Genomic DNA, 25,854 nt, shown 5'->3' with positions numbered 1-25,854 from the left:
GTATTATATGGGGTATCTTTGCAGCAGTATTCACCATTAAATTTATACATGGAAAAAAGGAAAATGATTAAAAAACACTTAGTAACGTGCTCCGTTATGGCAGTGACAATGATCATCTCCCGACTGCTTATTTTTTGGACAGTTTTGCCCGAAGCAGTCACCGAAATCTCCAGGTTCAAACCCGTATCAGTAGCAGAAAGCACAGCCGGACATGGAAGTTTTAACGTATTAAATGGATCAAATTACTACGATTCAAAACGCGTTCGCGTAGGCTTTATAGCCCACAAAAATAACTCCATTGACAGTCTGAATTTTGCTGATGAGAAGCTACCCAAGCACGACGAGAAAAGCCGGGGGAAAATGAAAAGATCATTAAGGTTACATAATTTTAGCAAGGTGCAAAGCAATATTTTGCACCAAAAGGCTGAAAAAATGTTCCCTATCATTGAGCCGATATTAAAGGCCAATGGTATTCCCGACGATTTTAAGTACATCCCGCTTGTTGAATCTGGTTTTGGAGAAGGCCGTTCAAGCAGAGGTGCCTATGGCGCATGGCAGTTTATGCCGGGCACGGCACGTACTTATGGTTTAAAAGTTAATAAAAACCGGGATGAACGCTTAAATCTGCGTAAATCAACTATCGCCGCATGTAAATACCTGCGCGAGTTACACAGCGAATTTAAAAGCTGGGCAATGGTTGCTGCCGCTTACAATACCGGATCGCCAAATTTGGCGCGGTTGATGCGCAAGCAGTGCCAATGTAATTACTTTAAAATAAAAATGAATACCGAAACAGGCGCTTATGTTTATAACCTGATAGCGATGAAAGAGATCATTAACGATCCGAAGCTATACGGTTATACTTACCAGAAGCCGGTTTACGGTGTTAATACCGAAATTAACGGAGAAGTATTAGCTTTTAATTAAGCTAACCCAATAATAAGGAGCACGTTACCACAGCCGGTTTGCGAAAGCAAGCCGGCTTTTTTGTGGGGTAATTTAAGCGGGGCTTGTTTTGGTTATGCGGCTTTTTACCCATTCGGCAGTAAGTAAAAACTTACCTGCTATCAGCATTGTTATGTGAATGATCATAGAGAAGAACAGGTAACCTATAAACTCTATTTGCCTTAACCATTTGTATCTCACTTTGTCATGTATCTCTAAATGTTCAATCTTTATATTATCGATCTGCAAGGTGTCAATATCTTCTTCCGTCATTGAATCCGACAGGTAATATAGATTTTTGCTTTTGCAGCCCCTATAAAACGCTGCTGTTACTTTTTTCGGTTTTAATATAAAACCTGTTGATAGGGCAAATAAATTCATAACTGAGATCAATGGTTTTCTGCAACTTCTTGAACCTAATTCCCATGCGCTTATTTCACTCTCGCCAACTCTATCTATGCCATAGCCCGACATAATGTGATGCAAGTCGTGAAATTTGAGATACTTTTTCCGGGCATTAATGTTAGGCACCGGCGCCAGAATGCATCCAATGTAAATTCTCACACAGTGCGCTTCAAAGTCGTCGGTCAAATTCAAACTATTGAATTTATAGAATCCTATTAATGCTTCTTTTACTGTCATATTCAACTATTGTCATCTAAGTTAAATAATAAACAGGTGTAAATCATAATCTATTCATAATACTAAGTTTGATAGCATAGCAGCCTTTTTTTCGTTATCTTTGCACGCTTTTTAAATACTTGCAATTTTTTAAAACTTGTTAAGTATAAGTAAGTTTATCAATTGTCTCTACAAAAAATATGACCGAAAAAACTGTTGACCTTGGCGAGCAAAGTGAAGTTGAAGTGTATGGTGCCCGGGTACATAATTTAAAAAATATAGATGTTTCGTTTCCGCGTAATCAACTGGTAGTAATTACCGGTTTGAGTGGCAGCGGCAAATCATCCTTAGCGTTTGATACCATTTACGCCGAGGGGCAACGCCGTTATATGGAAACGTTTTCGGCATACTCGCGCCAGTTTATGGGCGGTATGGAACGGCCGGATGTAGATAAGGTATCGGGTCTGAGTCCGGTTATCGCAATCGAACAAAAAACGACCAGTAAAAACCCACGCTCAACCGTAGGTACAATTACCGAGATATACGATTTTATGCGTTTGCTTTACGCGAGAGCGGGCGAGGCTTACTCTTATGTATCGGGGGAGAAGATGGAGCGGATGTCTGAAGATCAGATCCTGAAAACCATTCTGGAAAAATTTGATGGTCAGCCTATTAATATTTTAGCGCCATCGGTAAAAGGCCGTAAAGGACATTACCGGGAGTTATTTGAACAGATTCGCAAACAAGGTTACCTCAAAGTTTGGGTTGATGGCGAGATGTTGAACGTTGAACCCAAAATGCAGGTTGACCGTTATAAAATTCACGATATTGATGTTGTGGTGGATAGGTTAGTGGTTACTGATAAAGATCTGAAACGTTTGCATACCTCTATCCAGAGCGCGTTGAAAATTGCCAAGGGTATTATCCGTATCGCCGATAAGGATAACAATCTGTATTATTTTAGTAAATATTTGATGGACCCGGTTTCGGGGATATCTTATGATGAACCGCAGCCTAATACTTTCTCTTTCAATTCGCCTTATGGCGCTTGTGAGCGTTGCGATGGTTTGGGTTATATTTTTGAGATAGACGAGGCATCGGTAATACCGAACCCCAAGCTGAGTATTATGAATGGTGGTTTGGCTCCGTTGGGCGAATATCGCGAAACCTGGGTATTCCAGGTGTTGAAGGCTTTAGCCAAGAAATATGATTTCGCTCTGGCTACGCCGATAGAGAAACTACCCCGCGAAAAACTTGATATTATATTAAACGGTTCGCACGAATTGGTTACCGTTCCGGTTGAGTATAATAAGTGGAATGTTACCAATTACCAGATCAGCTTTGATGGTATCATAAAGATGCTGGAAGAGCAGCAGGAAAAACGTGGCGAGGATGCTTTGGGCGATATGGAAGCGTATCGTGTTTTAAAGAATTGCCCCGTTTGTGATGGGGCGCGTTTGAAAAAGGAATCGTTGCATTTTAAGGTTGACGGCAAGAATATATTCGAGCTGGCTACTATGGATATCATAAGCTTACAAGCCTGGTTTGTTGGTTTGGAAGACAGGCTGAACGAGCGCCAGAATGTGATTGGTAAAGAGATACTGAAAGAGATCCGCTCACGAATCGGCTTTTTGCTGGATGTGGGTTTGAGTTATCTGACATTGGACCGTACAGCTAAAACATTATCGGGTGGCGAGGCGCAACGTATCCGTTTGGCTACGCAGATCGGTTCACAATTAATGAATGTAATGTACATTCTGGATGAGCCAAGCATTGGTTTGCACCAGCGTGATAATGATCGCTTAATACAGGCATTGAAAAACTTACGTGACTTAGGCAATACCGTTTTGGTTGTTGAGCACGATAAGGATATGATTTTGGAGGCCGACCATGTAATAGATATGGGCCCGGCAGCCGGTGTACACGGTGGAACGATAGTTGCACAAGGTACGCCAGCACAACTAATGAAAGAGCATACGCTTACCACATCATACCTAAACGGTGAACGTGCCATCGCTACTCCCGAAACAAGAAGAGAGGGAAATGGTAAAACATTGACTTTGAAAAAGGCGACAGGCCATAACCTGAAAAAGGTTAGCGTTGATTTTCCGTTAGGGAAATTGATAGGTGTAACCGGTGTATCGGGCAGTGGTAAATCAAGTTTAATAACCGAGACTTTATACCCTATCCTAAACCATCACTTTTTTAGGGCGAAGAAACATCCGCTGCCTTATGATAAGATAGAAGGCCTGGAGCATATTGATAAAGTGATCGAGATAGATCAATCGCCTATCGGGCGTACGCCACGCTCTAATCCGGCAACGTACACCGGGGTATTCTCGGATATTCGTAACCTGTATGTGGCCTTGCCGGAATCACGTATCCGGGGTTATAAACCGGGGCGTTTCTCGTTTAATGTAAAAGGTGGCAGGTGCGAAACCTGTCAGGGCGCTGGTTTGAAGGTTATAGAAATGAATTTTTTGCCTGATGTGCAAGTGCCTTGCGAGGAATGCAATGGCCGTAGGTATAACCGCGAAACTTTGGAAGTTAGGTATCGTGGTAAATCTATCAGCGATGTATTGGATATGAGTATTGAGGATGCTTGTCCGTTTTTTGAGCATATCCCATCTATCCATCGTAAAATACAAACCCTTGCCGATGTTGGTTTGGGGTATATCACTTTGGGACAGTCGTCAACTACGCTATCAGGCGGTGAGGCACAACGTGTTAAGCTGGCTACCGAGCTATCCAAAAAAGATACCGGTAATACTTTCTATATTTTGGATGAGCCTACAACAGGTTTGCACTTTGAAGATATTAATGTGTTACTTGGCGTGATCAATTTATTGGTTGATAAGGGTAATACTGTTTTAGTTATTGAGCATAACCTGGATGTGGTTAAGGTTTGCGATCATGTGATCGACCTTGGCCCCGAAGGTGGTTCTGGCGGTGGCCGGATATTGTTTGAAGGTACACCCGAAGGTTTATGTAAGGTTAAGGACAGCTTTACGGGGAAATTCCTGAAAAAGGAAATGGACTTGACAGCCAGCCAAAAAAAGAAGTAAATTGAAAGACGTTTGAAAGCCTCAAACAAAATCAGTTTTTATAGCTTATATTTGTTATGATTCCCTTGTTGACTTCGGCACAAATTCGTGAGGTTGATGCTTATACTATAGGGCATGAGCCCATTACATCGGTTAATCTGATGAAAAGGGCTTCCAAAGCTTTTACAAAACAATTTGTTGAAGAGTATCCCGATAAGGGTAAAGGTATAACCGTTTACTGTGGCACCGGTAATAATGGTGGCGATGGATTGGCTATAGCCCGTTTGCTTAAGGCAGAACATTATAATGTAGCGGTTAAGATAACCCGGTTCTCTGAGAAATCCTCTCGTGATTTTGCGGCTAATCTTAAAAACCTGAAAGGTATTGAAGTTACTGAGATCAAGCCCGGAGATGTGATACCTGCTGAACAATCGGATATTATAATTGACGCTTTACTGGGCAGCGGTTTAAACAAACCTTTGGCTGATGATTATGCTCGTTTGGTTGAATATCTGAATACTTTAAATAGGGTGGTAGTAGCGGTTGATGTACCAACAGGCTTTTACACCGAAGGCGAGATTGCGAAAAAGGCACTGGTTTTAAAAGCTAATTTGGTTATTACGTTTCAACAGGCTAAGCTTAACTTTTTATTGCCAGAATCAGCCGCCTATATGGATCGGTTTGTGGTAGCTGATATTGGTTTGGATAAAACTTTTATAGAATCGCTAAACGGTATTTACCAAATGATTGAGGAGGGTGATGTTAAGGGTATGCTAAAACCCCGCAAGCCATTTGATCACAAAGGTACTTATGGGCATGCTTTAATTATCGCGGGGCAGGCGCAAACTATGGGTGCGGCTTTATTGTGTTCGTCGGCGTGTGCGCATACGGGTGCAGGGCTAACAACGGCCTGTGTACCTGAGAGCGGATTGAGCGCTTTGAATAGCGCTTTACCCGAGGTGATGGCTTTAATACATGCTGGTAAAGACAAGCCGGTTATTAAATGGGATAAGTTTAATGCCGTTGCTATTGGCCCGGGTTTAGGTACTGATGGATTCAGCTTTGCTTTGCTGGATACTGCTTTTAAAGCATATCTGCATCCGCTGGTTATTGATGCCGATGCATTAAATATATTAGCTGATAATTACTATCTGATAAAAAAGGTGCCTGTCAATAGCATCATTACTCCGCACATGAAGGAGTTTGACCGGATATTTGGAGAGCATACCAGCTGGTGGAATAGGATAGAAACGATGCGTAATAAAGCTAAAGAGCATAACCTGAACATTGTATTGAAAAACCGATATACCATTATTGCTACTCCTGCCGGTAAAGTTTATTTTAACCCAACGGGTAACCCGGCTATGGCAAGTGGCGGTATGGGAGATGTGCTTACGGGTATCATTACATCACTACTGGCACAAGGTTATTCGCCGGAAGAGGCTTGTATTGTTGGTGTTTACCTGCATGGTAAAACGGGTGATGATATGGCTTTTCCGGATAAACTTTCGACAGTATTGGCGGGCGAACTGGCTAAAAATATCCCGGTTACGCTGGCAAAATTAAGAGCATAAAAAAAGCGGTTGTGTATCGCAACCGCTTATCTATTAACTGACCTTATAAAGAACGAAATACTCAAGTTTGAAGAAGGATATTTAATTTTTTTAAAATAAAATTTGGTTATCCTTTAAAAATCGTTAGCCATCTTTGCAGATATTTGCTTCCCGATTTATATATAAGACGTAGGCAGGTGTGCATTAGTTACAGGTTTTTTATACTTTTTTTTAATACATTGGAAGATACTTTAAGTGAGATATTTACAGAATGCTGGTCGCGGTTATTGTACGGAAGTATCATGGCTGATAACCCGTTTCATACCGGGGTTGTGGGTACGCAACTGAATGGACTGGTTAGTTTGCGTACCGTAGTTTTACGGGGTATTGAACCGGATAATAAACAGGTGATATTTTATACCGACGTACGTTCTGATAAAATTGAAGAGATCAGAACGAATCCGGATTTAAGTTGGTTGTTTTATGATCATAAAGAGGGGGTACAGTTAAGGTTGGCCGGCGCTGGTATCATCCATAATCAGGACGATGTTGCGGCTTACCATTGGGCTAAGGTACATGATGGTAGTAAGCGGTCGTACCTGGCTAAACCCGGCCCATCAACAGGTATAAGTGAGCCGGCAGATGGACTTGAATATTTAAATGCTGATAGCGACCTTGAAGCAGGCTACAATAACTTCGCGGTAATAGTAACCGAAGTGAATTTTATAGAATGGCTTAGTTTAAAGGGTAACGGCCATCGCAGGGCCGAATTTAAATTGATATATAATAGTTGGAAAGGGCAGTGGCTTATCCCTTAATAGGTGCCGCTACAACCATTTGATCCATAGTAGGGCTTGGTACGCCGCCACGTTTCTCTAAGGTTACGGCAAACATTACGGCGTTGGCTACCGATCTCATTTCTATCATGCCGTTTGATGTTGTGTCTGATTTTGCGTCAAATACACCCAAGTCAACCGGTTTACCATCAACAATTGCCCATAGCTGGTATTGGTGGTCTTTGTCGTTTTGGGCCAGTTTCATATCGGGTAAGTTAATCATTACCTTCTTTTTTACCGGGCTCCAGGCCATGGTTAATTTTGCTTCGGGAGTTTTTTTTGTGCCTTGTAATTCAATGATTTTGAAAGATGCATCATGAGCTACGGTAATATCATTTTCCAAATAGTTAACCTGATTGGCAAAACTTTGGTTGCGGCTTTGTAATAAAGCGATCTGACCTTGTGATTCGTTTAACTTGCTGTTGGTATTGTATAACGCTCCCAGGCTTATAATTAGCGCGGCTAACGATGCAGCAAAGGCGTATTTATAAAAGCTATTTGTATTTGAAGTTGGCAGTGCCCTAACGTTATCATATTCGGCAACGGCATAGCCATCGTCGTCTCTTTCGTTAAAAGGTTTGGTTGGAAATTTACTATCGTCGGCAAAGTTGGTTAATAAGCTATTTAAAACTTTATCGCGTAAGTGGGCAGATGGTTCAACGGCATTCTCTAAAGCATAGGCTTCCAATGATCTTTCGATCTCGCCTAATTCGGCTTTGATCTCAGGATGCTTCGAGGCCATATCTTGCACTTGCAACTTTTCTTCTGGCGTTAAGTCGCCCAGAACGTAAAGTTCCAATATGCCCGATTCAATATATGCTTTAATGTCTTCCACTTCTTAATTAAAATATGTACGTAACTGTATAATAGCCATTCGCAGCCGCGTTTTTACTGTTCCTAATGGTACATCTAATTCTTCGGATACCTCAACATGAGTATAGCCCTTAAAGTAAACCAATTCCAGAATTGCTTTTTGCTCTGGTTTTAGTTTTTCAACTAAGTCTCTAATTCCAAGCAGTTCGGGTTTGTATACTGTATTTCTTTGTTCGTCTATGAAAGTTACGTTAATTTCAAGTTCCTGGTTTTTATTTTGGTTCTTAAAATCTTTAGACCGAACCTTATCGATAGCCAAATTACGTGCAATATTAACCATCCAGGTAAACAGGCGGCCTTTTTCTGTATTATAACTTTGGAATGAGTTCCATATTTTGATAAAAGTTTCCTGCAAAACATCTTCCGCAATAGCGGTATCAACAACAATACGGGCTATAACACCAAGCAGTGAAGATGAATACATATCATACAATGCTTCAATAGCGATCTTATCGCGATTGCGCAAAGCAAGAACCAACTCTTCTTCGGATAGGGATATTTTATGTTTCTTGGTCAACAGGGTGAAAGTAGCAGGATTTTCTTACAAATCAAATAAATGTTTTTCAGCGTGGTATGACGAACGTACCAGTGGGCCGCTTTCCACATATTTGAAACCCATATCTAATCCTTTTTGCTTGTAAGAAGCAAACTGATCTGGTGTTATCCAATCAATTACCGGGTGATGGCTTTTGGTTGGTTGTAAGTATTGGCCTAAAGTTAAAATATGAACGCCTGCATTTAAAAGATCCTGCATTGCCTCTAAAACGTCTTCTTCGTGCTCGCCTAAGCCTAACATAATGCCAGATTTGGTTCTGACACCTGATGCATTTATCCGGCTCAGGCACTCTAAACTTCTATCGTATTTGGCTTGGATACGTACTTCTTTGGTTAAGCGACGTACAGTTTCCAAATTGTGTGATACCACTTCTGGTTTAACAGCTAACACCCTGTCTAAGTTTTCCCAGATGCCCCTGAAATCAGGGATTAATGTTTCTAAAGTAGTAGTTGGGCTTTCGCGGCGGATGGCGTTAATGGTTTCGGCCCAAATGGTAGAGCCTCCGTCTTTCAGATCATCACGATCTACCGAGGTAATTACGCAATGTTTAACCTGCATTAACTTAACCGAGTTGGCTACGCGGTTGGGTTCGTCCATATCAACAGCTAATGGGCGGCCGGTAGCTACAGCGCAAAACGAGCATGAGCGGGTGCAAATATTACCCAAAATCATAAAGGTGGCAGTACCCGCCCCCCAACACTCACCCATGTTAGGGCAATTGCCGCTTTCGCAAATAGTGTGCAGCTTATGGGTATCAACCAAGCCGCGTACATGGGCATACTCTTTACCAACAGGTAACTTAACACGCAGCCAATCGGGCTTGCGTTGTGTTTGTTGATTTGCAGGAACAACCGGTAGTTCGATCATGTGACAAAAATAGTTAATTATGCTTAGAAAAAATACCGGTTATTGAGTTATTGGTTGCCGAGTTGTTAGATTTGTGTCAACATTAACAACTAATAAATAAAATATTATGGCTACTGTTCAAACTACCTACGTTGGCGGCTTTCGTACCGAAAATATTCACTTACAATCGGGCACTCAAATATTAACTGACGCACCTACCGATAATCAGGGTAAAGGTGAGGCATTTTCACCAACTGACCTGTTGGCAACATCGTTAGGTACCTGTATGTTGACTACAATGGCTATCCGTACCGCTAAGGATGGAATTGATATGGACGGTGCCAAGTGTGCCATTACTAAAATAATGGCTGCCAATCCACGCAGAGTGTCTGAGATAGTAGTAGCGTTTACTTTCCCGAAAGAATATACTGCCGAGCAAAAGAAATTATTGGAAGATGCGGCTTTAACCTGCCCGGTTTATTATAGCTTAAACGAGAGTTTGGTTAAGACTGTAGATTTTGGGTGGTAGGTTTTTTTTAGTCTGAAAGTTCGGAAGATAAAAAAGATTTATAAATATATAAGTCCGGGAGTTCGAAAGAGGAGCATGCTCAAATCTTTCGGACTTCCGGACTTTTCCGTCTTTCGGACTTAGTTTAATACCGATAGCGCTTCTTCAACGGAGATCCCGCCGTGCGATTGATCTAAAATGCATTCACCGTCTTTAATAAGCAACATTTGCGGTGACTCATGGTGAACCTGGAAATCTGCGGCTATTTTAGCAGATAACTCACGATGTTTGATCAGATCCAGAAAATATAGGGAAACATCTTGTGGCAACGTATCCCACTCTAATTCAAATCTTCTTTTAGCCATCATGCTGATGGAGCAGCGTGTAGAGTGTTTGAAAATTATGCTATTGCCGGATTGTTTTTTGATGTTGTCCAGCTGGTCTGCCGATTCTATTAATGTCCAAGTCATGATGTTATAACGCGAAGTTTATTTCGCTACAAAGGTGGGGCAAAAACCGTGCTATAAAGAATTAAGAAAAAATTTTTACAGTAGGCTGTTATTTTTTATGCTGAGGGCCGTAAGCCGCGCATAATTTATGTGAGCACGATGTAGTAACGCTGCCTAAGGCAACAACTAAAACGATGAGGTAAATTAATTTTTTCATGCCGCGGGGATTATTAGCCGAATATAATTAATTATTTAATGTGTTTGCAAGATCGGCCATCTTTATAGCAGTAACGGCGGCTTCTACACCTTTATTGCCATGGATGCCTCCGGCACGGTCAAGCGCTTGTTGCTGGTTATCAGTTGTAAGCACACCAAAGATAACAGGTTTGCTGTATTTGATGGACACATTGCTTACGCCATTGGCTACGGCCTGGCAAATAAAATCGAAGTGTTTGGTTTCGCCCTGGATAACGCAGCCTAAGCAAATTACAGCGTCGAGCTTACCGTCTTTTAATAAAAGATCAGCACCTGATGTTAGCTCGAAACTTCCGGGAACCTGGTACGAGTAAATATGATCGGGCAGAGCACCGTGGTCAATCAGGCTTTGATAAGCGCCGCCGTACAGGGCGTTGGTTATTTCGCTGTTCCACTCGGATACTACGATACCAAATTTATATGGCGCAGCTGAAGGTACCGTGGTATCAGAAAAATCGGATAGATTTTTTAGTTGGCTTGCCATGGGTGGTAGTTATTGGTTTATTAGGTTGATTGAGTTTATTAGGTTATTATACTGGTGAATACCTAATAAACTCAATCAGCTATTCACTAATTATTGACGTGCTTGGTCGCGTGCGATGTATTCATCGGCATTTTGCGCTTCGGCACTGTTAGGATAATCGGTTTTTATTTTCTGTAGGGATTCGATAGCTGATTTGTAATCCTTTTGAACTTCGTAAACCAAAGCTAATTTTTTAAGGTATAATGGCGATAAGAAATCGTTTTTAGCTTTATCAGCAGCTTTTTGGAAATAGCTTTCGGCTTTATCGTAGTTTTTTAACTCAACGTAAGCATCACCTGTGCTACCTAACGCTTCGGCAGATACGAAGCTATCATCGCCCCTAAAATTGCTTAGGTTTTCAATTGCTTTGTTAAAATCGCCTTTATTTAAGTAAGCGGTACCTAAGTAGTAGTAAGCCAGGTTAGCGGCTTTGGTGCTGCTGTAATCGTTAATGATCTTTTCAAATCCCGGGTAACCGGCATCACCTTTAATGGCTTTGTCCCAATTTTTTTGCGCCCAAAAAGATTCTGCAACGTGCATTTGATCGGCAGCTTCGGTTTCGCGTTTGGCGAGGTAGAATTTTTGGTATGCAAAGTATAACAGTATTAAGGCCACTATGGCTCCAACTATAAATAGTAAGCTTTTTTGGTTGTCTTTTACAAATTTGCCTGTTTGGCCAAAATCATTATTTACTTGCACACTACGTGTCTTTACCTCGGTGTTTGACATTTTTATTCTAAAATTAAGTTTGCAAAAATACGGTTTTTAATTTTTTAAGCAATAGCTAATCGTGTTTAAATAATAAGCATCTTTTTAATGCCATAAATGGGCTTAAATATTAACTTTGAGGGCATTATTAATATGTATTTAAAGCAGCTATCGTTACTTAACTTTAAAAATTATACCGAGGCCGAGCTCGTTTTTGAGCCCGGGGTGAACGCGTTTGCGGGTAATAATGGTGCTGGCAAAACTAACCTGCTTGATGCCATACATTACCTGAGCTTATGCAAAAGTTATTTTAACCCAATTGATAGCCAACAGATAAAACAAGCGGCCGATTTTTTTATGATAAACGGCGTGTTTGACCGCGATAATAAGAGCGAAGTTATTGCCTGCGGATTAAAACGTAACCAAAAAAAACAGTTTAAGCGGAATAAGAAAGAGTATCAGCGATTGGCAGATCATATCGGGCTGTTCCCGTTGGTGATGATATCGCCTTACGATATCAGTATTATTATTGAGGGGAGCGAGGAGCGAAGGAAGTTTATTGATAACGTGATATCGCAAACAGATAACAGTTATTTGGATGAGCTTATAGCATATAATAAAACACTGCTGAACAGGAATGCTTTATTAAAGTTGATTGCCGATACTGGAAAGTACGACCCTATTTTGCTCGATATGTACGATGAGCAACTGGTAGCATCGGGCAATAAAATATTTGGCAAACGGAAGATGTTTATGGAAGTGTTTACTGCTATATTTAATAAACACTACAGTTATATTAGTGAGGATGCCGAACAGGTTGACCTGGTTTATGATTCGCAATTGCTGAATGAGGATTTTGGGGCTTTACTGAAAAAATCAACCGAACGCGACAGGGCATTGGAGCGTACCACTTATGGCATACATAAGGATGATCTGCATTTTACGATACATGGTATGGCCATGAAAAAGTTTGGTTCGCAGGGGCAGCAGAAATCCTTTTTGATAGCTTTGAAACTGGCCCAATATACTTTTTTGAATGAGCAGAAAGGGTTTAAGCCGTTGTTGCTGCTGGATGATATTTTTGATAAGCTGGATGATAACCGCACCCGGAAGTTAATGCAGATGGTATCGAACAATGATTTTGGGCAGGTTTTTATTACGGATACGAGCAGCGAGCGGGTAAGCCGGATATTTAATGAGCTTGAGGTGAAGATCAATATTTTTAAAGTTGATAAAGGAACGGTAAATGCGTTATAACGATAAAACCATGAAGGAAGCCATTGAGCAAATGCTTAATGTGTACAAAATTAAACGCAAGTTTGATGAAACCGGAATTATTGCCGCCTGGCCGGAGCTGGTTGGCAAGATGGTAGCCAACCGTACAAAGCAGATCTATATTTACGATAAAAAATTATTCCTGCGGATAGAATCATCGGTTGTGAAAAACGAGATTGTGCAGATGCGGGCTCAGATCATTGAGAAGGTGAACGAGAAAGCTGGAAATGTATTAATTGAGGACGTTATCCTGTTGTGATAATTAGTGACGATTACGTGCCAAGGTGCGCGCTTTGCTCGGGAAATCATTCAGGATGGCAGAGTAGATAACCAAAAAGATACCGGGGATTAAGAATACCAATTGTACTTCTGGGTGAAAGTGGAAAGCATACAATGAAAACACAATCAATAATACTATTGATACGGCGTAAAAAAGAAATTTTTGATAATTTTTCATTGTTATTTACTTTGTTATATCGCTATAACGTGCTTTTGATGGGTTTTCAATCAAAAATTGATTTTTAACTCACTCTAATTATACAAATATAACTAAAGGGGAGCTAAAAATCAATTAAATTGAAATTAAAATTAAAACTTTTCGAAGGCGGTGAAAAAGAAGCTTCCTTCTATTTCGGCGTTCTCGTCAGAGTCTGAACCGTGAACGGCGTTCGCATCGATAGACTTCGCGAAAAGCTGGCGAATTGTACCTGGTTCTGCTTTTGACGGATCGGTAGCACCGATCAATGTTCTGAAATCCGCAACAGCGTTATCTTTTTCTAAGATAGCAGCAACAATTGGACCCGAAGACATAAAATTAACCAAGGCTTTGTAGAAAGGGCGCTCGGCGTGTACTTCGTAAAACTGACCTGCTTTTTCGGCAGATAAGGCAGTATATTTTAGGGCAACAATTTTAAAACCGCTTTTGGTTATTTTATCTAAAATAGCACCGATGTGGCCTGCAGCAACAGCATCGGGTTTAATCATGGTGAAAGTTCTGTTCGTTTTCATCTTGTATAAATTAAAAATCGCCGCAAAAGTAAGGTTTTAATAACGTTAAATAAAGTTAATTGAATAAAATACGGGTTTTGTATTTCATTTATTTATTTAGCTTTGCAACTCTTTTTTTAGAAGAATTAATGGTAGAAACAGCTGCGCTGAAGGACTTATTAGCCAAACCTAAACAAATTGTAGTAACCACGCATCATAAACCCGATGGGGATGCTATGGGCTCTGCTTTGGGTTTGTACAATTATTTGATACAAAAGGGGCACCATGTTACCGTAATTACGCCTACCGATTATCCGCAGTTTTTTGATTGGATGCCGGGCAATGGCGAGGTGATCATTTACACTGAAAATACCGAAGCAGCCAACATCCTGATCAACAAAGCCGAAATTATTATTTGTACCGACTTTAACGCGTTGGGCCGTATTAATGAAATGGGCGAGGTGGTAAGGCAAACCAGCGCTTTTAAAATAATGATTGATCACCACCTTGAGCCAGAAGATTTTGACGATTGGCGCTGGTGGAACATTAATGCCTGCGCGAGCGCTCAACTGGTATATGAGTTTATTGCAGATGTGATGCAAGAGCCGCAATATATTAACAAAGATGTAGCATCGTGCCTGTATACGGGTATTATGACGGATTCGGGATCGTTCAGGTTTCCATCAACCACATCATCGGTACACCGGATAACCGCGGCTTTAATAGACGCGGGGGCGGATAATGCCAGGATACATCAACTGGTTTATGATAACTCATCGGAAAGCCGTTTGCGCTTTTTGGGATTTTGTTTGAGCGAGAAACTTACTATTTTACCTGAATACCATACAGCCTACATCGCGGTAACGCATGAGGAACTTGAACGCTATGAGATAATTACGGGTGATACAGAAGGTGTAGTTAATTTTGCATTATCAATAACAGGCATTAAATTAGCGGCGTTTATAGTTGAGCGTACCGATAAAATAAAGCTATCATTGCGGTCGAGAGGAGAGTTTCCGGCAAACGAAATTTGTAAACGGTTTTTTAGTGGCGGCGGACATAGGAACGCGGCCGGAGGAAGCTCGACAGATACGCTGGCAGAGACTGTAGAAAAATTTAAATCAATTTTACCCGAATATAAAAAGCTATTAATACAATAAAAGAAAAAATGAAGAAAAACTGGAAGTTTTTAGCAGTAGTTGCGTTAGGTTTAGCAGGCTGCAAAGGTGGATTAAAAAAAGGTGATGGTGGTATGTTATATAACATAGTAGAGCATTCATCAAGCGCTACACCTATTAAAGAAGGTGATTTTGTGAGTTTACAAGGTGTGATCAAAACTGAAGGCGATTCGCTTTTATCAAGCACTTATGATATGGGCCGCCCATCGGCTCTGATGATGCCTAAGCCAAATTACAAAGGTGATTTGCCAAGTGGTTTATTGTTATTAGCCGAAGGTGATAGCGCTATCATCAAAACAAACATTGATACTATGCTGAAAAAAGCGCCGGGACAACAACGCCCGCCGTTTAAAGGCCAGTATATTGTTTACTACATTAAGGTTGAAAAAGTTATCCAAAAAGGAAAACTAAGTGAAACTGAATTTCAAGACAAGATCAAAGCTTACTTTAAAGGCATAACCGATAAAACTAAAGCTGAAGAGCCTGTTAAATTGAAAAAATACATTGACGACAAGAAGTTAAATGTTACAAAAACAGCAAGCGGCCTTAACTATGTGATCACTAAACCAGGTAGCGGAGCTAATTTAGCTGTAGGCGATACTGTTGTAATATCTTACGTAGGTAAATTTACCAATGATAAGATATTTGATACCAACATTAAAGAAGAGGCGATGAAAGATAAGAAGCTTTATCAACCAATGAACCCTTACAAACCTGCACATATTGCAGTAGGTGTTCACCAGGTTATACCAGGTTGGGACGAAGGTTTGTTATTGTTGAACAAAGGCGCTAAAGCTACTTTTGTTATACCATCAAGCTTAGGCTATGGTGAGCAAGGTGGTGGTCCGATACCTCCGTTCACTCCTTTGGTGTTTGATGTTGAGGTGGTTGATATCATCCATCCAAACCCTAATGCACCAAAACCGGTAATACCGCAAATGCAAATGCCTACGCAGCAACCGCAGCCACAGGCTAAAAAATAATAAAAGCATAAATTTATGCCTCCCCCGGAAACGAGGGAGGCTTTTTATTTGATACCATGACAAACATGAGATATTTTTTATTCCTGCTGACAGGGTTGGCTTTGTTTAACACTGCCAAAGCACAGGATGTTACCTTGCAAACTACACCAAAAGGTTTGCAGTACCGTATTTTTACAAACAGTACCGGCACTAAAATTAAACTGAGCGATGTGATCAGCTTTAACGCGGTGCAAAAAACTGATAAAGATTCGGTGTTGTTTAGTACTTATACCGCTGGTAAACCGGTTAAACTACAGGTGCAGGCATCGCAAAACATTGGCGATTTGATGGATGTTTTTCCGCTGTTAGCCGTTAACGATAGCGCGATGGTTTTGCTACCAACCGACTCGATATTTAAAGGACACGAAGAGCAAAGGCCACCTTTTTTGGCTAAGGTGAAAAATTTAGTTTTTACTATCAAGATAATAAAGGTTCAAAGCCTGGACGAGGCTATGGCTGAACGCAACGCGGCTATGGAAAAAGTGAAAGCCGAGGCTGCTAAACTGAAAGATGCAGAAAAGGCTGATATGCAAAAGTATATTGTCGATAACAAATTGGTGCTTAATACCACGGCTTCGGGGTTAAAATATAAAATAGTAAAACCATCGTTAAAACATAAGCCATTGAACGGTGATACCGTTTTTGTGAACTATGTGGGCCATACGCTTAATGGGAAAGTTTTTGATTCGAGCATTGAGAGCGTAGCCAAAGCATCTGGCTTGAGCCAACCCGGGCGTGCTTACGAACCTATTAAAGTGGTGTTAGGTCAGGGCCAGGTTATTAAAGGCTGGGACGAAGGCTTGTTATTATTGAACGAAGGCTCAAAGGCGGAGTTTGTTATACCATCGGCTTTAGCCTATGGTGAGAATGCTGCCGGACCGAATATTGGCCCTTACAGCACCCTGGTTTTTGAATTAGAATTGGTTAAAGTAAAGACTGGTAAACATGCTGCAGCTAAACCCGGTTTGAAAAAGAAAACTACTGGAAAAGCCGTAGTTAAAAAGAAAGCTGTGGTTAAAAAATAAAGCCAGAGATAAAGAATTAACATTAAGATGATGCCTTCTGTACCAACAGAAGGCATTTTTTGTTAGTTTTGCCGCATGGTATTAACAGATACGCATACCCATTTATACTACGAAACCGATATTGAGAAGCGCGATGCATTGATACAACGCTGTCTGGATAAAAACATTGACCGTTTATTTTTGCCTAATGTTGATTCGGCTTCTGTAGCACAGGTATTTGCGTTGGTTGATGCTTTTCCTAATAACTGTTTTGCTATGCTTGGCCTGCACCCTTGTGATGTTAAGGCCGATTGGGAAACGGAGCTTGGTTTGATTATGGCTGCCAAAGCTGACCATAAAATATATGCCATTGGCGAAATAGGGATTGACCTTTACTGGGATAAAACCACGCTGCCCGAACAGCAAAAAGCATTTAAGAAACAGATACAATGGGCCAAAGATTTGGATTTGCCTATTAATATCCATTGCCGGGATGCTTTTGATGAGGTGTATGCCATATTATTAGAAGAAAATGACGAAAAGCTTCGCGGTATTTTCCATTGTTTTGGCGGAACGCTTGAGCAGGCAGAAAAATTGATTGCATTAAGGTTTTATTTAGGGATAGGTGGCGTGGTGACCTATAAAAATGCAGGGTTGGATAAAATTGTAGAACAAATTGCACTAAATCATATCGTATTAGAAACAGATTCTCCTTATCTTACGCCCGTTCCGTATCGCGGTAAGCCTAATGAATCGTCGTACCTGGTTTATGTGGCGCAAAAAATTGCCGATCTGCACCAGGTAAGTTTGGAGGAGCTGGCAACAATAACAACCGAAAATTCGTTTAAGATATTCGGTGTTTAATAAATTGATAATTAAATAACAAAAAACCTATCCATGACTAAGATATTGATCATCTATACCGGCGGTACAATTGGTATGATGACTGATCCGAAAACGAAAGCCTTAAAGCCCATCAACTTTGAGCAGATCATGGATAATGTGCCTGAGTTAGAGCGGTTGAACTGTCAGATAGAGGTACGATCATTCGATAAGATCATCGATTCATCGAACATGAACCCTGATATATGGGGCGAACTGGCTACCATTATTGAAAGCTATTACGACCGTGTTGATGGTTTTGTGATATTGCATGGTTCGGATACGATGGCGTTTACTTCGTCGGCGTTGAGCTTTATGCTGGAAAATTTGGCTAAGCCGGTGATATTTACCGGTTCGCAATTGCCTATCAGCGCTATCCGCACAGATGCGAAAGAAAACTTGATGACGGCGATCGAGATCACCTCATCGATGAAAGATGGGCGTGCTTTAGTACCCGAGGTTGGTATTTACTTTGATTATAAGCTGTTCCGCGGGAATAGGGCCTTTAAATATAATTCTTCAAAATTTGAAGCGTTCCGGTCGCCAAACTACCCGGTTTTGGTAGAGTCGGGCGTGCATCTCCGCTTTAGCGAAAACTACATCCGTAAACCAAACAACGAGCCGTTTAAGGTTCATAAAAATTTGGTGAACGATATTGCAGTGCTTAAGTTATACCCCGGTATGAGCGCTAAGGTTGCCGAGAATATTTTGCATTCGGACGTACGTGGTATTGTGATGGAAACTTTTGGCGCGGGTAATACTACTACCGATGCCTGGTTTATTGATATACTGAAAGGTGCCATTGATGGCGGCAAAGTGATATTGGATATATCGCAATGTAAGGTTGGCGCTGTGGAGTTGGGTAAGTACGAAACGAGCAGTCAGCTTAAAGATATGGGCGTTGCGAGTGGCTTTGACATGACCTATGAGGCGGCTATTACCAAGATGATGTTTGTGTTAGGGCAAGAGCAGGATCAGCAGAAGATTAACCGTTTGCTGGAGCAGGATCTGCGGGGCGAGCTGACCTGGTATTAGTATTTTGATTGCGCTAATTTTTGTGGTTGGTTACACCAATTTGCTTTAAATTTCGTATTTTTGTATAGCTAAGAGACAATTCATTTTTGGCTGAAATTTTCTTTGAAAATAACACTTTTACCCAGGAGTGGTTGAGGCCGGAGGCCTTGGAATATAAGTTACGAGCGGGACGCTCACGCCAGCGATAGACTTAAAAAAATCTTACTTTATCCCCCCTTCCGGGAGAGAGTCAAGAATCAGGATGCGAGAATCAAGACTTGATTTTGAGATTTAAAAAATAGGATTGAAATAATACCCCCTTTATCCCCCCTTTAAATAGAATGATTGAAGGTGTGAGTGATTGAAGGATTGAATGAAATTATCGTTTGTTTGGGGCTATAGATGCTTTGTTTGTTGGTTTATTTTTGCCTGAATTTCACCAAAATGTTGATGGATATTTATTGTAATGTTCAATTTAAAATTCCAGTTTTACGGCAAGCATGAAAAATTACATTAAGACAGACGAGTGGAACATTATTGAAGAAGGTTTTGATCCGCATCTGAATAAGATATCTGAGAGTATTTTTAGTTTGGGTAACGGGCACATGGGCCAGCGTGCCAACTTTGAGGAGGCTTACAGCGGTGATACCCTGCAAGGCAATTATGTGGCCGGTGTTTACTATCCGGATAAAACCCGTGTTGGCTGGTGGAAAAATGGCTACCCCGAATATTTTGCCAAGGTGTTGAATGCTGCCAATTGGGTTGGGATTGATGTTGTGGTTAATGGTGAGCAGCATGATTTGGCTAAGTGTAAAGTGAGCAACTTTAAGCGTGTGCTGAACATGCAGCACGGTTATTTAGAGCGTTCGTTTACCGCGGAACTAAGTAATGGTAACCAAATCAGCATTAATGCCAAGCGCTTTTGCAGTATTGTTGATGAAGAGGCGGCGGCTATCCGTTATGCCATAACACCTTTGAACTTTAGCGGCGAGGTTAAGGTTACGCCGTTTATTGATGGCGATGTATCGAATGCGGACTCGAACTATGATGAGAAATTTTGGGATCATGTATGTCATGAGGCTGGGGGATCTGATAATTATGTAACACTAAGAACACGGAAGACCAATTTTGAGGTTTGTACCGGAAGCAGATTTGCGGTTCAACAAAGTGGGCAGTTTATCCGGATTGATGCCCAGCCGATATTGAAGGATAAATATTCAGCTTCGGTATTTACAGTGAATTTAAAGCAGGGCGAGGGGACCATCATTTATAAATATGTGTGTAATGTATCATCACAAAACTATGCTCCTGAGCAATTATTAGGCGCTTGCAAAACGGTGATCCATCGAATTGCTGATAAGGGTTTTGATATCATGCTGGAAGAGCAAGCCGATGCCTGGTTGAAAAAGTGGGCGGAGAGTGATATTGTGATTGAAGGCGATGCTTCGGCACAGCAGGGGATAAGGTTTAATATCTTTCAACTTAGTCAGACTTACAGCGGTAAAGACGCGCGGTTAAATATTGGCCCGAAAGGCTTTACCGGTGAGAAGTACGGCGGCTCAACTTATTGGGATACGGAGGCTTATTGCGTGCCGTTTTATTTGGCTACCGCACCGCAGGAGGTGACCAAGAACTTGCTGATCTACCGATATAAACAACTTGATAAGGCCATTGAAAATGCAGCCAAACTGGGCTTTAATAAAGGCGCCGCTTTGTACCCAATGGTAACCATGAATGGTGAGGAATGCCATAATGAGTGGGAGATCACTTTTGAGGAGATACACCGGAACGGGGCCATCGCTTATGCGATATTTAACTACATACGGTACACTGGCGATCAGGATTATTTGAATGATTTTGGTTTGGAGGTGCTGATAGGGATAAGCCGTTTTTGGAAGCAGCGGGTTAACTGGAGCGGGGCTAAAAAGCAGTATGTGATGCTGGGTGTAACAGGACCCAATGAGTACGAGAACAACATCAACAACAACTGGTATACCTGCAATATGGCTACCTGGTGTATGGAATATACGATTGAGGCTTTGGCGTATGTTAAGGCTCATGCGGCAGATAAATATCAATCGCTGTTAAGTAAGCTAAGTTTTGATGGGGCTGAAGAAACTAAGGATTGGCAGCATATCATCGATAATATGTATTATGGTGAGGATAAGGAGTTGGGCATTTATCTGCAACAGGATAACTTTTTGGATAAAGAGATCATCCATGTGAAAGACCTGCCCGCTGCCGACAGGCCTTTGAACCAAAAATGGAGCTGGGACAGGATATTGCGCAGTTGCTTTATTAAGCAGGCTGATGTGTTGCAAGGCTTTTACTTTTTTAGGGATAAATATGATGTGGATACCCTGCGCCGTAATTATAACTTTTATGAGCCGTTGACCGTTCACGAAAGTTCATTATCGCCTTGTATACATGCTATTTTGGCCTCAAGGTTAGGTTTGGAGCAGGATGCTTATAACTTTTACCTGCGTACATCAAGGCTTGACCTGGACGATTATAATAACGATACGGAAGACGGCTTGCACATCACCTCAATGGCGGGTACCTGGATGAGTGTTGTTGAAGGTTTTGCGGGGATGCATGTTAAAAACGATTTATTGCGATTTGAACCGTTTTTGCCGGGTAAGTGGCAGTCGTTCTCGTTCAATATTGGTTTTAGGGCCAATACTTTGAATGTGAAGATCGTTGCTGGTGGGGTGCATATAGCTAATGTTAGCGGTAAGTTGATATCTGTTGGTGTGTTTGAGGAAGTGGTTGAGATAGGTGCGGGTGTGAGTGTTTTTGTAACCCAATAAAAGATGTGTCAATGATATAGTTATGATTCCTTATCTTTTTATTAGCTAATTAGTTACCGGAACCTCCTCGCAGGCAGTCTAAAGCAAATTTCCAAAAACCAGTTTAATAAATTAATTTACAGGCGGTAAATGAACTGGTTTAACAACTCAAAAAAATCTGATCCGGCTAACGACGAGAAGCTGCTGTGGCAATACCGCCAAAGTGGTGATCTGGCTGTGCTTGCGGAGTTGTTCCAGAGTTATTCATCCATGGTTTATTTTTTGTGTTTTAAATATTTGCAGGATGGCGAGCACAGTAAGGATGCTGTGATGCAGATATTTGAGGAACTGATTAGCAAGGTTAATAAACAGGAGATTAAACAGTTTGGTAGCTGGTTGTATGTGCTGAGTCGTAATTATTGTTTGATGCAACTACGGGCTGGTAAAAAGATGCAGTACACGGCCATAGATGATTTTATGGAATTACCTATGGAATTGCATCCTGATGCCGGAGATAAGGAAAAGCAGCTGACTGCTTTGGAGTTGTGTATGGAAAAGCTGCCTGTAGCGCAAAAACAAAGTATCGATCTGTTTTTTATGAATGAGAAATGCTATAAAGAAATTACCGAGATAACAGGTTACAGCTTAAACGACGTTAAGAGTTATATACAAAACGGTAAACGCAACCTTAAAATTTGCATGGAGAAAAAACGGTGAGCGCAAACAAACCTAACATAGAGCAAATACGGAAGTACCTTAAGGGGGAGCTTGATGCCCGTGCTATGTTTGAACTGGAGCGCCAGGCCGAGCAGGATCCGTTTTTGTGGGATGTGATTAGGGGAATGGAGAGCAGCAATGAAAACCATGAACCTAACCTGAATGCTATTGATGAATTGATAAAGGTACGTATTGAGCAGGATAAGAGGCGTATAGTGCCGATGTGGAAATATTTATCGGTTGCGGCTTCGTTACTGATCGCTTTGGGTATTGGTGGCTGGTGGCTGAAGCGTGAGCCTGTGCAAGCACCTATCGTGGCCAACAGGCCTAAGGTTGAACTTCCCGATAAGGTAAAAGTTGAGCTACCTGCACCTGCCGCTAAACCGGTATTGCCGCAAACAGATGCGGAGCAGGTTGCTCAAATTAAGCCTAAGCGATATAAAACCACGGTTTCTTCCGCAGATGTTAGTGCACAGATGGATAAAGCGGATACAGCGAGAAACCTGATAGCCACTAACAATGTAACCGATCTGTATAAAAAGAAAGCAAGTGATGCCTCGGCCAACTCTGGCTATATGGAGTATAAATCGGTTAATGCGCCGCAGCCTGGCGCTGCTGATAAGATAAGAATAAGAGGAATGGCCTCGATTGGTGCAAAGAGCCCTATGTATGTTGTAGATGGGGTTCCGGTTACAAAGTTTGACCTTAACTCGATTAAACAAGAGGATATTAAAAGTATTGATATTTTGAAAGATACCGCCGCTTTTGCTATATACGGATCGCGGGCGGCGCAGGGTGTGGTGGTTGTGAACACCAAAAAGCCTGCCGGTATGCTTAAAGAAGTTAGCGTGATAGGCTATGGTACGGTAATGAAAAAGGATGTAACCGGAGCCGTGAGTACAATTGGCGGTATAAAAGATATTAAGGGACCCGATACCAACATTACTGAAGCTTTGGCGGGCAGGGGATCAGGTGTGCAGGTTGTGGGTGTATCGGCTCAAAAAGGCGTTGCCAAAACAATTACGGGTAAGGTAGTGGATAAGGATAATCATACGCCTTTGCCCGGTGTTTCGATAAGGCTTGAAGGAACAGGAACAGCAACTACTACTGATGCTTTTGGAGCATTCAAAATTGCAGTTCCGGGGCAAAATGCAACGTTGTATATAGCTTATGTTGGTTATACGGGTCAGCAGGTAAAGGTTAAGGATAAAGACAAGCTGGATATTACCTTATCGTCCAATAGTAACTCGTTAAGCGAAGTTGTGGTTGTTGGCTATGGAGGCGAAAAAAGAGAGGTTGAAATTGTAGATGCCCATCCATCTATTGGCTGGAAAGCCTATAATCAATATTTGAAAGACAAGGCTGTTATGCCCGATGGTAAAACAGGTGTTGTAAAGGTGTCGTTTACGATTGAGGTTGGCGGCACGATAAGTAACATCAAAGTAGTAAAGGGCTTAACTGAGGATATGAACAAAAAGGCTCTTGAACTTATTCAGACGGGTTCGGGATGGATAGCCGAAAGCGACAGGAAACCACAGGAAGTGAAGATCAGGATAAAATTCAGGAAACCGGAAAAGCCTAAAACAAAGTAAACTACTGGATACCGTTCAGGGTATCATGTTTGTAAAACAGGATGCAGGATCAAATTCTATCCTGCATATTTACCTCTCCAATTATTGCGTTCCCCATGAAAAGAGTTACCCTTTTATTGCTTTTTATATTGTCACTATCAAACACCTATGCCGCTGTTTATTACGTGGCAGTTAATGGTAATAATGCCAATGCAGGTACTTTAAATAAGCCTTTTGCAACTATACAAAGAGCGCAAGATGCGATAAAACCTGGCGATACAGTTTATATACGAGGTGGCAATTACCGCATGAGCGAAGAGATGATAGCCAAAAGCGACCGACTTTTTGCCAATGTTACCTATCTGGATAAGAGCGGTGTACCGGGTAAGCTGATCAACTACTTTGCCTACCCCAAAGAGAAACCTGTATTTGATTATAGCGATGTTAAGCCAGCTAACCAGAGGGTGATCGCCTTCCGGGTTGAAGGTTCGTGGATACACTTGCGTGGATTGGAAGTGGTGGGCGTACAGGTTACCATTAAAACGCATACCCAATCTGAGTGCTTTGAGAACCATGGGAGCAACAATATTTTTGAGATGTTGAACATGCACGACGGTATGGCTATTGGTTTTTACCTGCTTTCGGGGTCAAATAACCTGATATTGAATTGTGACGCGTACCGCAACTTTGATAATTTTTCGGAGAATGGCAGGGGCGGCAATACAGATGGTTTTGGCTGCCACCCACGGCCGGGAAGCAAGGGTAATGTATTTAGAGGCTGCCGCGCCTGGTTTAATAGCGATGATGGGTACGATGTGATCAGCAGCAGCGAGGGCACCACCTTTGATAATTGCTGGGCATTTTATAATGGTTTTGACAGTAATTTTAAAAGCGCCGGTGACGGTAATGGCTTTAAAGGTGGCGGCTATGGCAAGCGCGCGGCTGATGAATTGCCTAACCCAATACCAAGAATGACGATCCAATTCTGTTTGGCGGTACATAACAAGGCCAGTGGTTTTTACGGAAACCACCATCCAACGGGTAGCAATTGGTTCAATAATTCGGCATATAGAAATGGTACTAACTTTAATATGCTGAACCGGTTAAAAGATAATGTGACAGACGTGCCGGGATTTGACCATAAAATGCGTAATAACTTAGGTTATAAGGGTGGCAAAGAGGTAGCCAATTTAGATGCTGCCAAATGCGACCTGAGTCATAACTATTTTGATATGAGCCTGAATGCTACCGATGATGATTTTGTGAGTTTGGACGAAACCCAGTTAACCGCGCCACGCAAAGCTGATGGCAGTTTGCCTGATATTACTTTTATGCACTTAAAACCCGGAAGTCAATTTGTAGATAAGGGTATGGATATTGGTTTCCCGTTTAAAGGGAAAGCACCGGACTTGGGTTGCTTTGAGGTTGGGAAGTAATACCATTTAAACTGATCGGGTTACCGTGAGAGCCTCCTGTGCTATAGTTGCGGAGCGATCCGTGGGTATAGTCCGTTCCTACCTCACCAGCAAGGGGGGATAAAGTAGGAATATTTTCGTCTTTTTTAGTTCCGGTCCCGGCAACAAATCCTAAATCACCATCCGCGTCAACAACCAAAGCTTCCGGCTTCAAGCTTCCCGCTTCCTGCTCTTTTTTGTCTTGATTCTTGGCTCTTGATTCTTGAGTCTCAAAGAAACCCAG

At 41.6% G+C, this 25,854-nt stretch carries 25 protein-coding genes; 16 read left to right on the top strand and 9 right to left on the bottom strand.

Annotated features, from left to right (window positions below; translation table 11 throughout):
- Window positions 1–48 precede the first annotated feature (48 nt).
- On the top strand, window positions 49–927 hold the full coding sequence (locus tag ABIN91_RS19855; RefSeq protein ID WP_348053191.1) for a lytic transglycosylase domain-containing protein: 879 nt from the start codon (window positions 49–51) through the stop codon (window positions 925–927).
- A gap of 72 nt (window positions 928–999) precedes the next feature.
- On the opposite strand, the gene ABIN91_RS19850 is transcribed toward ABIN91_RS19855, so the two are convergent.
- Window positions 1,000–1,587, bottom strand: coding sequence for a hypothetical protein (locus ABIN91_RS19850; protein WP_348053190.1), 588 nt, complete (start codon window positions 1,585–1,587; stop codon window positions 1,000–1,002).
- A gap of 179 nt (window positions 1,588–1,766) precedes the next feature.
- Here ABIN91_RS19850 and uvrA point away from each other — a divergent pair, with 179 nt between their 5' ends.
- The 3 genes from uvrA (at window position 1,767) to ABIN91_RS19835 (ending at window position 6,981) form a co-directional block, all read left to right on the top strand.
- A complete protein-coding gene (gene uvrA, locus ABIN91_RS19845; RefSeq protein ID WP_348053189.1) occupies window positions 1,767–4,631 on the top strand; it encodes an excinuclease ABC subunit UvrA in 2,865 nt (954 codons plus the stop codon).
- A 56-nt stretch (window positions 4,632–4,687) separates the two neighbouring features.
- A complete protein-coding gene (locus ABIN91_RS19840) occupies window positions 4,688–6,184 on the top strand; it encodes an NAD(P)H-hydrate dehydratase (RefSeq protein WP_348053188.1) in 1,497 nt (498 codons plus the stop codon).
- Between the two features lie 218 nt (window positions 6,185–6,402).
- Entirely contained in the window at window positions 6,403–6,981 is a 579-nt protein-coding gene (locus ABIN91_RS19835; protein ID WP_348053187.1) for a pyridoxamine 5'-phosphate oxidase family protein, read from the top strand.
- Here the strand turns inward: ABIN91_RS19835 and ABIN91_RS19830 are convergent.
- The 3 genes from ABIN91_RS19830 to lipA are packed head-to-tail and all read right to left on the bottom strand — an operon-like array spanning window position 6,971 to window position 9,295.
- Complete coding sequence (locus ABIN91_RS19830; RefSeq protein WP_348053186.1) at window positions 6,971–7,834, bottom strand: anti-sigma factor; 864 nt, start codon at window positions 7,832–7,834, stop codon at window positions 6,971–6,973. The two genes, ABIN91_RS19835 and ABIN91_RS19830, sit on opposite strands and share 11 nt — an antisense overlap.
- Before the next feature lie 3 nt (window positions 7,835–7,837).
- Window positions 7,838–8,389, bottom strand: coding sequence for a sigma-70 family RNA polymerase sigma factor (locus ABIN91_RS19825; RefSeq protein ID WP_348053185.1), 552 nt, complete (start codon window positions 8,387–8,389; stop codon window positions 7,838–7,840).
- Between the two features lie 24 nt (window positions 8,390–8,413).
- Window positions 8,414–9,295, bottom strand: coding sequence for a lipoyl synthase (gene lipA, locus ABIN91_RS19820; RefSeq protein WP_348053184.1), 882 nt, complete (start codon window positions 9,293–9,295; stop codon window positions 8,414–8,416).
- 106 nt (window positions 9,296–9,401) lie between these two features.
- On the opposite strand from lipA, the gene ABIN91_RS19815 reads away from it, so the two are divergent.
- Entirely contained in the window at window positions 9,402–9,803 is a 402-nt protein-coding gene (locus ABIN91_RS19815; RefSeq protein ID WP_348053183.1) for an OsmC family protein, read from the top strand.
- A 119-nt stretch (window positions 9,804–9,922) separates the two neighbouring features.
- On the opposite strand, the gene ytxJ is transcribed toward ABIN91_RS19815, so the two are convergent.
- The 3 genes from ytxJ to ABIN91_RS19800 all read right to left on the bottom strand — a co-directional run bounded on the left by ytxJ (window position 9,923) and on the right by ABIN91_RS19800 (window position 11,738).
- Entirely contained in the window at window positions 9,923–10,252 is a 330-nt protein-coding gene (gene ytxJ / locus ABIN91_RS19810) for a bacillithiol system redox-active protein YtxJ (RefSeq protein WP_348053182.1), read from the bottom strand.
- A 223-nt stretch (window positions 10,253–10,475) separates the two neighbouring features.
- Window positions 10,476–10,970, bottom strand: a complete 495-nt coding sequence (ribH, locus tag ABIN91_RS19805) for a 6,7-dimethyl-8-ribityllumazine synthase (protein WP_348053181.1) — start codon at window positions 10,968–10,970, stop codon at window positions 10,476–10,478.
- Window positions 10,971–11,060: 90 nt separating this feature from the next.
- Window positions 11,061–11,738, bottom strand: coding sequence for a tetratricopeptide repeat protein (locus ABIN91_RS19800; RefSeq protein WP_348053180.1), 678 nt, complete (start codon window positions 11,736–11,738; stop codon window positions 11,061–11,063).
- A 132-nt stretch (window positions 11,739–11,870) separates the two neighbouring features.
- On the opposite strand from ABIN91_RS19800, the gene ABIN91_RS19795 reads away from it, so the two are divergent.
- The gene (locus tag ABIN91_RS19795; RefSeq protein ID WP_348053201.1) at window positions 11,871–12,974 is read left to right on the top strand and encodes a DNA replication/repair protein RecF; all 1,104 of its coding nucleotides are present in this window, start codon (window positions 11,871–11,873) and stop codon (window positions 12,972–12,974) included.
- Window positions 12,964–13,251 carry a DUF721 domain-containing protein gene (locus tag ABIN91_RS19790; RefSeq protein ID WP_348053179.1) on the top strand — a complete coding sequence of 96 codons (288 nt, stop codon included), beginning with the start codon at window positions 12,964–12,966 and terminating at the stop codon, window positions 13,249–13,251. The genes ABIN91_RS19795 and ABIN91_RS19790 overlap by 11 nt, the downstream gene beginning before the upstream one ends.
- Window positions 13,252–13,580: 329 nt before the next feature.
- On the opposite strand, the gene ABIN91_RS19785 is transcribed toward ABIN91_RS19790, so the two are convergent.
- Window positions 13,581–14,000, bottom strand: coding sequence for a nucleoside-diphosphate kinase (locus ABIN91_RS19785; protein WP_348053178.1), 420 nt, complete (start codon window positions 13,998–14,000; stop codon window positions 13,581–13,583).
- Between the two features lie 128 nt (window positions 14,001–14,128).
- Between ABIN91_RS19785 and ABIN91_RS19780 the strand changes: the two genes are divergently transcribed.
- The 9 genes from ABIN91_RS19780 (at window position 14,129) to ABIN91_RS19740 (ending at window position 25,592) form a co-directional block, all read left to right on the top strand.
- Window positions 14,129–15,139: a bifunctional oligoribonuclease/PAP phosphatase NrnA gene (locus tag ABIN91_RS19780; RefSeq protein ID WP_348053177.1), complete on the top strand. Its 1,011-nt coding sequence runs from the start codon at window positions 14,129–14,131 to the stop codon at window positions 15,137–15,139.
- An 8-nt stretch (window positions 15,140–15,147) separates the two neighbouring features.
- Entirely contained in the window at window positions 15,148–16,140 is a 993-nt protein-coding gene (locus ABIN91_RS19775; protein WP_348053176.1) for an FKBP-type peptidyl-prolyl cis-trans isomerase, read from the top strand.
- Window positions 16,141–16,205: 65 nt separating this feature from the next.
- On the top strand, window positions 16,206–17,204 hold the full coding sequence (locus ABIN91_RS19770; protein ID WP_348053175.1) for an FKBP-type peptidyl-prolyl cis-trans isomerase: 999 nt from the start codon (window positions 16,206–16,208) through the stop codon (window positions 17,202–17,204).
- Window positions 17,205–17,279: 75 nt separating this feature from the next.
- A complete protein-coding gene (locus ABIN91_RS19765; RefSeq protein WP_348053174.1) occupies window positions 17,280–18,047 on the top strand; it encodes a TatD family hydrolase in 768 nt (255 codons plus the stop codon).
- Window positions 18,048–18,080: 33 nt separating this feature from the next.
- Window positions 18,081–19,100 (top strand): type I asparaginase, encoded by a 1,020-nt coding sequence (locus tag ABIN91_RS19760; protein ID WP_348053173.1) that lies wholly within the window; start codon window positions 18,081–18,083, stop codon window positions 19,098–19,100.
- Window positions 19,101–19,579: 479 nt separating this feature from the next.
- Window positions 19,580–21,889 carry a glycoside hydrolase family 65 protein gene (locus ABIN91_RS19755; protein ID WP_348053172.1) on the top strand — a complete coding sequence of 770 codons (2,310 nt, stop codon included), beginning with the start codon at window positions 19,580–19,582 and terminating at the stop codon, window positions 21,887–21,889.
- Between the two features lie 129 nt (window positions 21,890–22,018).
- Window positions 22,019–22,585: a sigma-70 family RNA polymerase sigma factor gene (locus tag ABIN91_RS19750; RefSeq protein ID WP_348053171.1), complete on the top strand. Its 567-nt coding sequence runs from the start codon at window positions 22,019–22,021 to the stop codon at window positions 22,583–22,585.
- Window positions 22,582–24,177, top strand: a complete 1,596-nt coding sequence (locus ABIN91_RS19745) for a TonB family protein (RefSeq protein WP_348053170.1) — start codon at window positions 22,582–22,584, stop codon at window positions 24,175–24,177. The genes ABIN91_RS19750 and ABIN91_RS19745 overlap by 4 nt, the downstream gene beginning before the upstream one ends.
- Window positions 24,178–24,272: 95 nt before the next feature.
- On the top strand, window positions 24,273–25,592 hold the full coding sequence (locus ABIN91_RS19740) for a DUF1565 domain-containing protein (protein WP_348053169.1): 1,320 nt from the start codon (window positions 24,273–24,275) through the stop codon (window positions 25,590–25,592).
- On the opposite strand, the gene ABIN91_RS19735 is transcribed toward ABIN91_RS19740, so the two are convergent.
- Window positions 25,546–25,854 (bottom strand): hypothetical protein (locus ABIN91_RS19735; protein ID WP_348053168.1); only part of this gene is annotated, 309 nt, incomplete at its 5' end. The two genes, ABIN91_RS19740 and ABIN91_RS19735, sit on opposite strands and share 47 nt — an antisense overlap.

The sequence above is a fragment of the Mucilaginibacter sp. genome (assembly GCF_039921305.1).
Lineage (GTDB): Bacteria > Bacteroidota > Bacteroidia > Sphingobacteriales > Sphingobacteriaceae > Mucilaginibacter.
The sequence above is the reverse complement of the archived record's forward strand: the minus strand, read 5'-3'. Positions and strand labels throughout refer to the sequence as shown.

Bases quoted from the DNA above. Each gene is read 5' to 3' on its own strand.
- ABIN91_RS19855 (WP_348053191.1), top strand. From the start codon at position 49: ATGGAAAAAAGGAAAATGATTAAAAAACACTTAGTAACGTGCTCCGTT.
- ABIN91_RS19850 (WP_348053190.1), bottom strand. From the start codon at position 1,587: ATGACAGTAAAAGAAGCATTAATAGGATTCTATAAATTCAATAGTTTG.
- uvrA (WP_348053189.1), top strand. From the start codon at position 1,767: ATGACCGAAAAAACTGTTGACCTTGGCGAGCAAAGTGAAGTTGAAGTG.
- ABIN91_RS19840 (WP_348053188.1), top strand. From the start codon at position 4,688: ATGATTCCCTTGTTGACTTCGGCACAAATTCGTGAGGTTGATGCTTAT.
- lipA (WP_348053184.1), bottom strand. From the start codon at position 9,295: ATGATCGAACTACCGGTTGTTCCTGCAAATCAACAAACACAACGCAAG.
- ABIN91_RS19815 (WP_348053183.1), top strand. From the start codon at position 9,402: ATGGCTACTGTTCAAACTACCTACGTTGGCGGCTTTCGTACCGAAAAT.
- ytxJ (WP_348053182.1), bottom strand. From the start codon at position 10,252: ATGACTTGGACATTAATAGAATCGGCAGACCAGCTGGACAACATCAAA.
- ribH (WP_348053181.1), bottom strand. From the start codon at position 10,970: ATGGCAAGCCAACTAAAAAATCTATCCGATTTTTCTGATACCACGGTA.
- ABIN91_RS19800 (WP_348053180.1), bottom strand. From the start codon at position 11,738: ATGTCAAACACCGAGGTAAAGACACGTAGTGTGCAAGTAAATAATGAT.
- ABIN91_RS19795 (WP_348053201.1), top strand. From the start codon at position 11,871: ATGTATTTAAAGCAGCTATCGTTACTTAACTTTAAAAATTATACCGAG.
- ABIN91_RS19790 (WP_348053179.1), top strand. From the start codon at position 12,964: ATGCGTTATAACGATAAAACCATGAAGGAAGCCATTGAGCAAATGCTT.
- ABIN91_RS19785 (WP_348053178.1), bottom strand. From the start codon at position 14,000: ATGAAAACGAACAGAACTTTCACCATGATTAAACCCGATGCTGTTGCT.
- ABIN91_RS19780 (WP_348053177.1), top strand. From the start codon at position 14,129: ATGGTAGAAACAGCTGCGCTGAAGGACTTATTAGCCAAACCTAAACAA.
- ABIN91_RS19775 (WP_348053176.1), top strand. From the start codon at position 15,148: ATGAAGAAAAACTGGAAGTTTTTAGCAGTAGTTGCGTTAGGTTTAGCA.
- ABIN91_RS19770 (WP_348053175.1), top strand. From the start codon at position 16,206: ATGAGATATTTTTTATTCCTGCTGACAGGGTTGGCTTTGTTTAACACT.
- ABIN91_RS19765 (WP_348053174.1), top strand. From the start codon at position 17,280: ATGGTATTAACAGATACGCATACCCATTTATACTACGAAACCGATATT.
- ABIN91_RS19760 (WP_348053173.1), top strand. From the start codon at position 18,081: ATGACTAAGATATTGATCATCTATACCGGCGGTACAATTGGTATGATG.
- ABIN91_RS19755 (WP_348053172.1), top strand. From the start codon at position 19,580: ATGAAAAATTACATTAAGACAGACGAGTGGAACATTATTGAAGAAGGT.
- ABIN91_RS19750 (WP_348053171.1), top strand. From the start codon at position 22,019: ATGAACTGGTTTAACAACTCAAAAAAATCTGATCCGGCTAACGACGAG.
- ABIN91_RS19740 (WP_348053169.1), top strand. From the start codon at position 24,273: ATGAAAAGAGTTACCCTTTTATTGCTTTTTATATTGTCACTATCAAAC.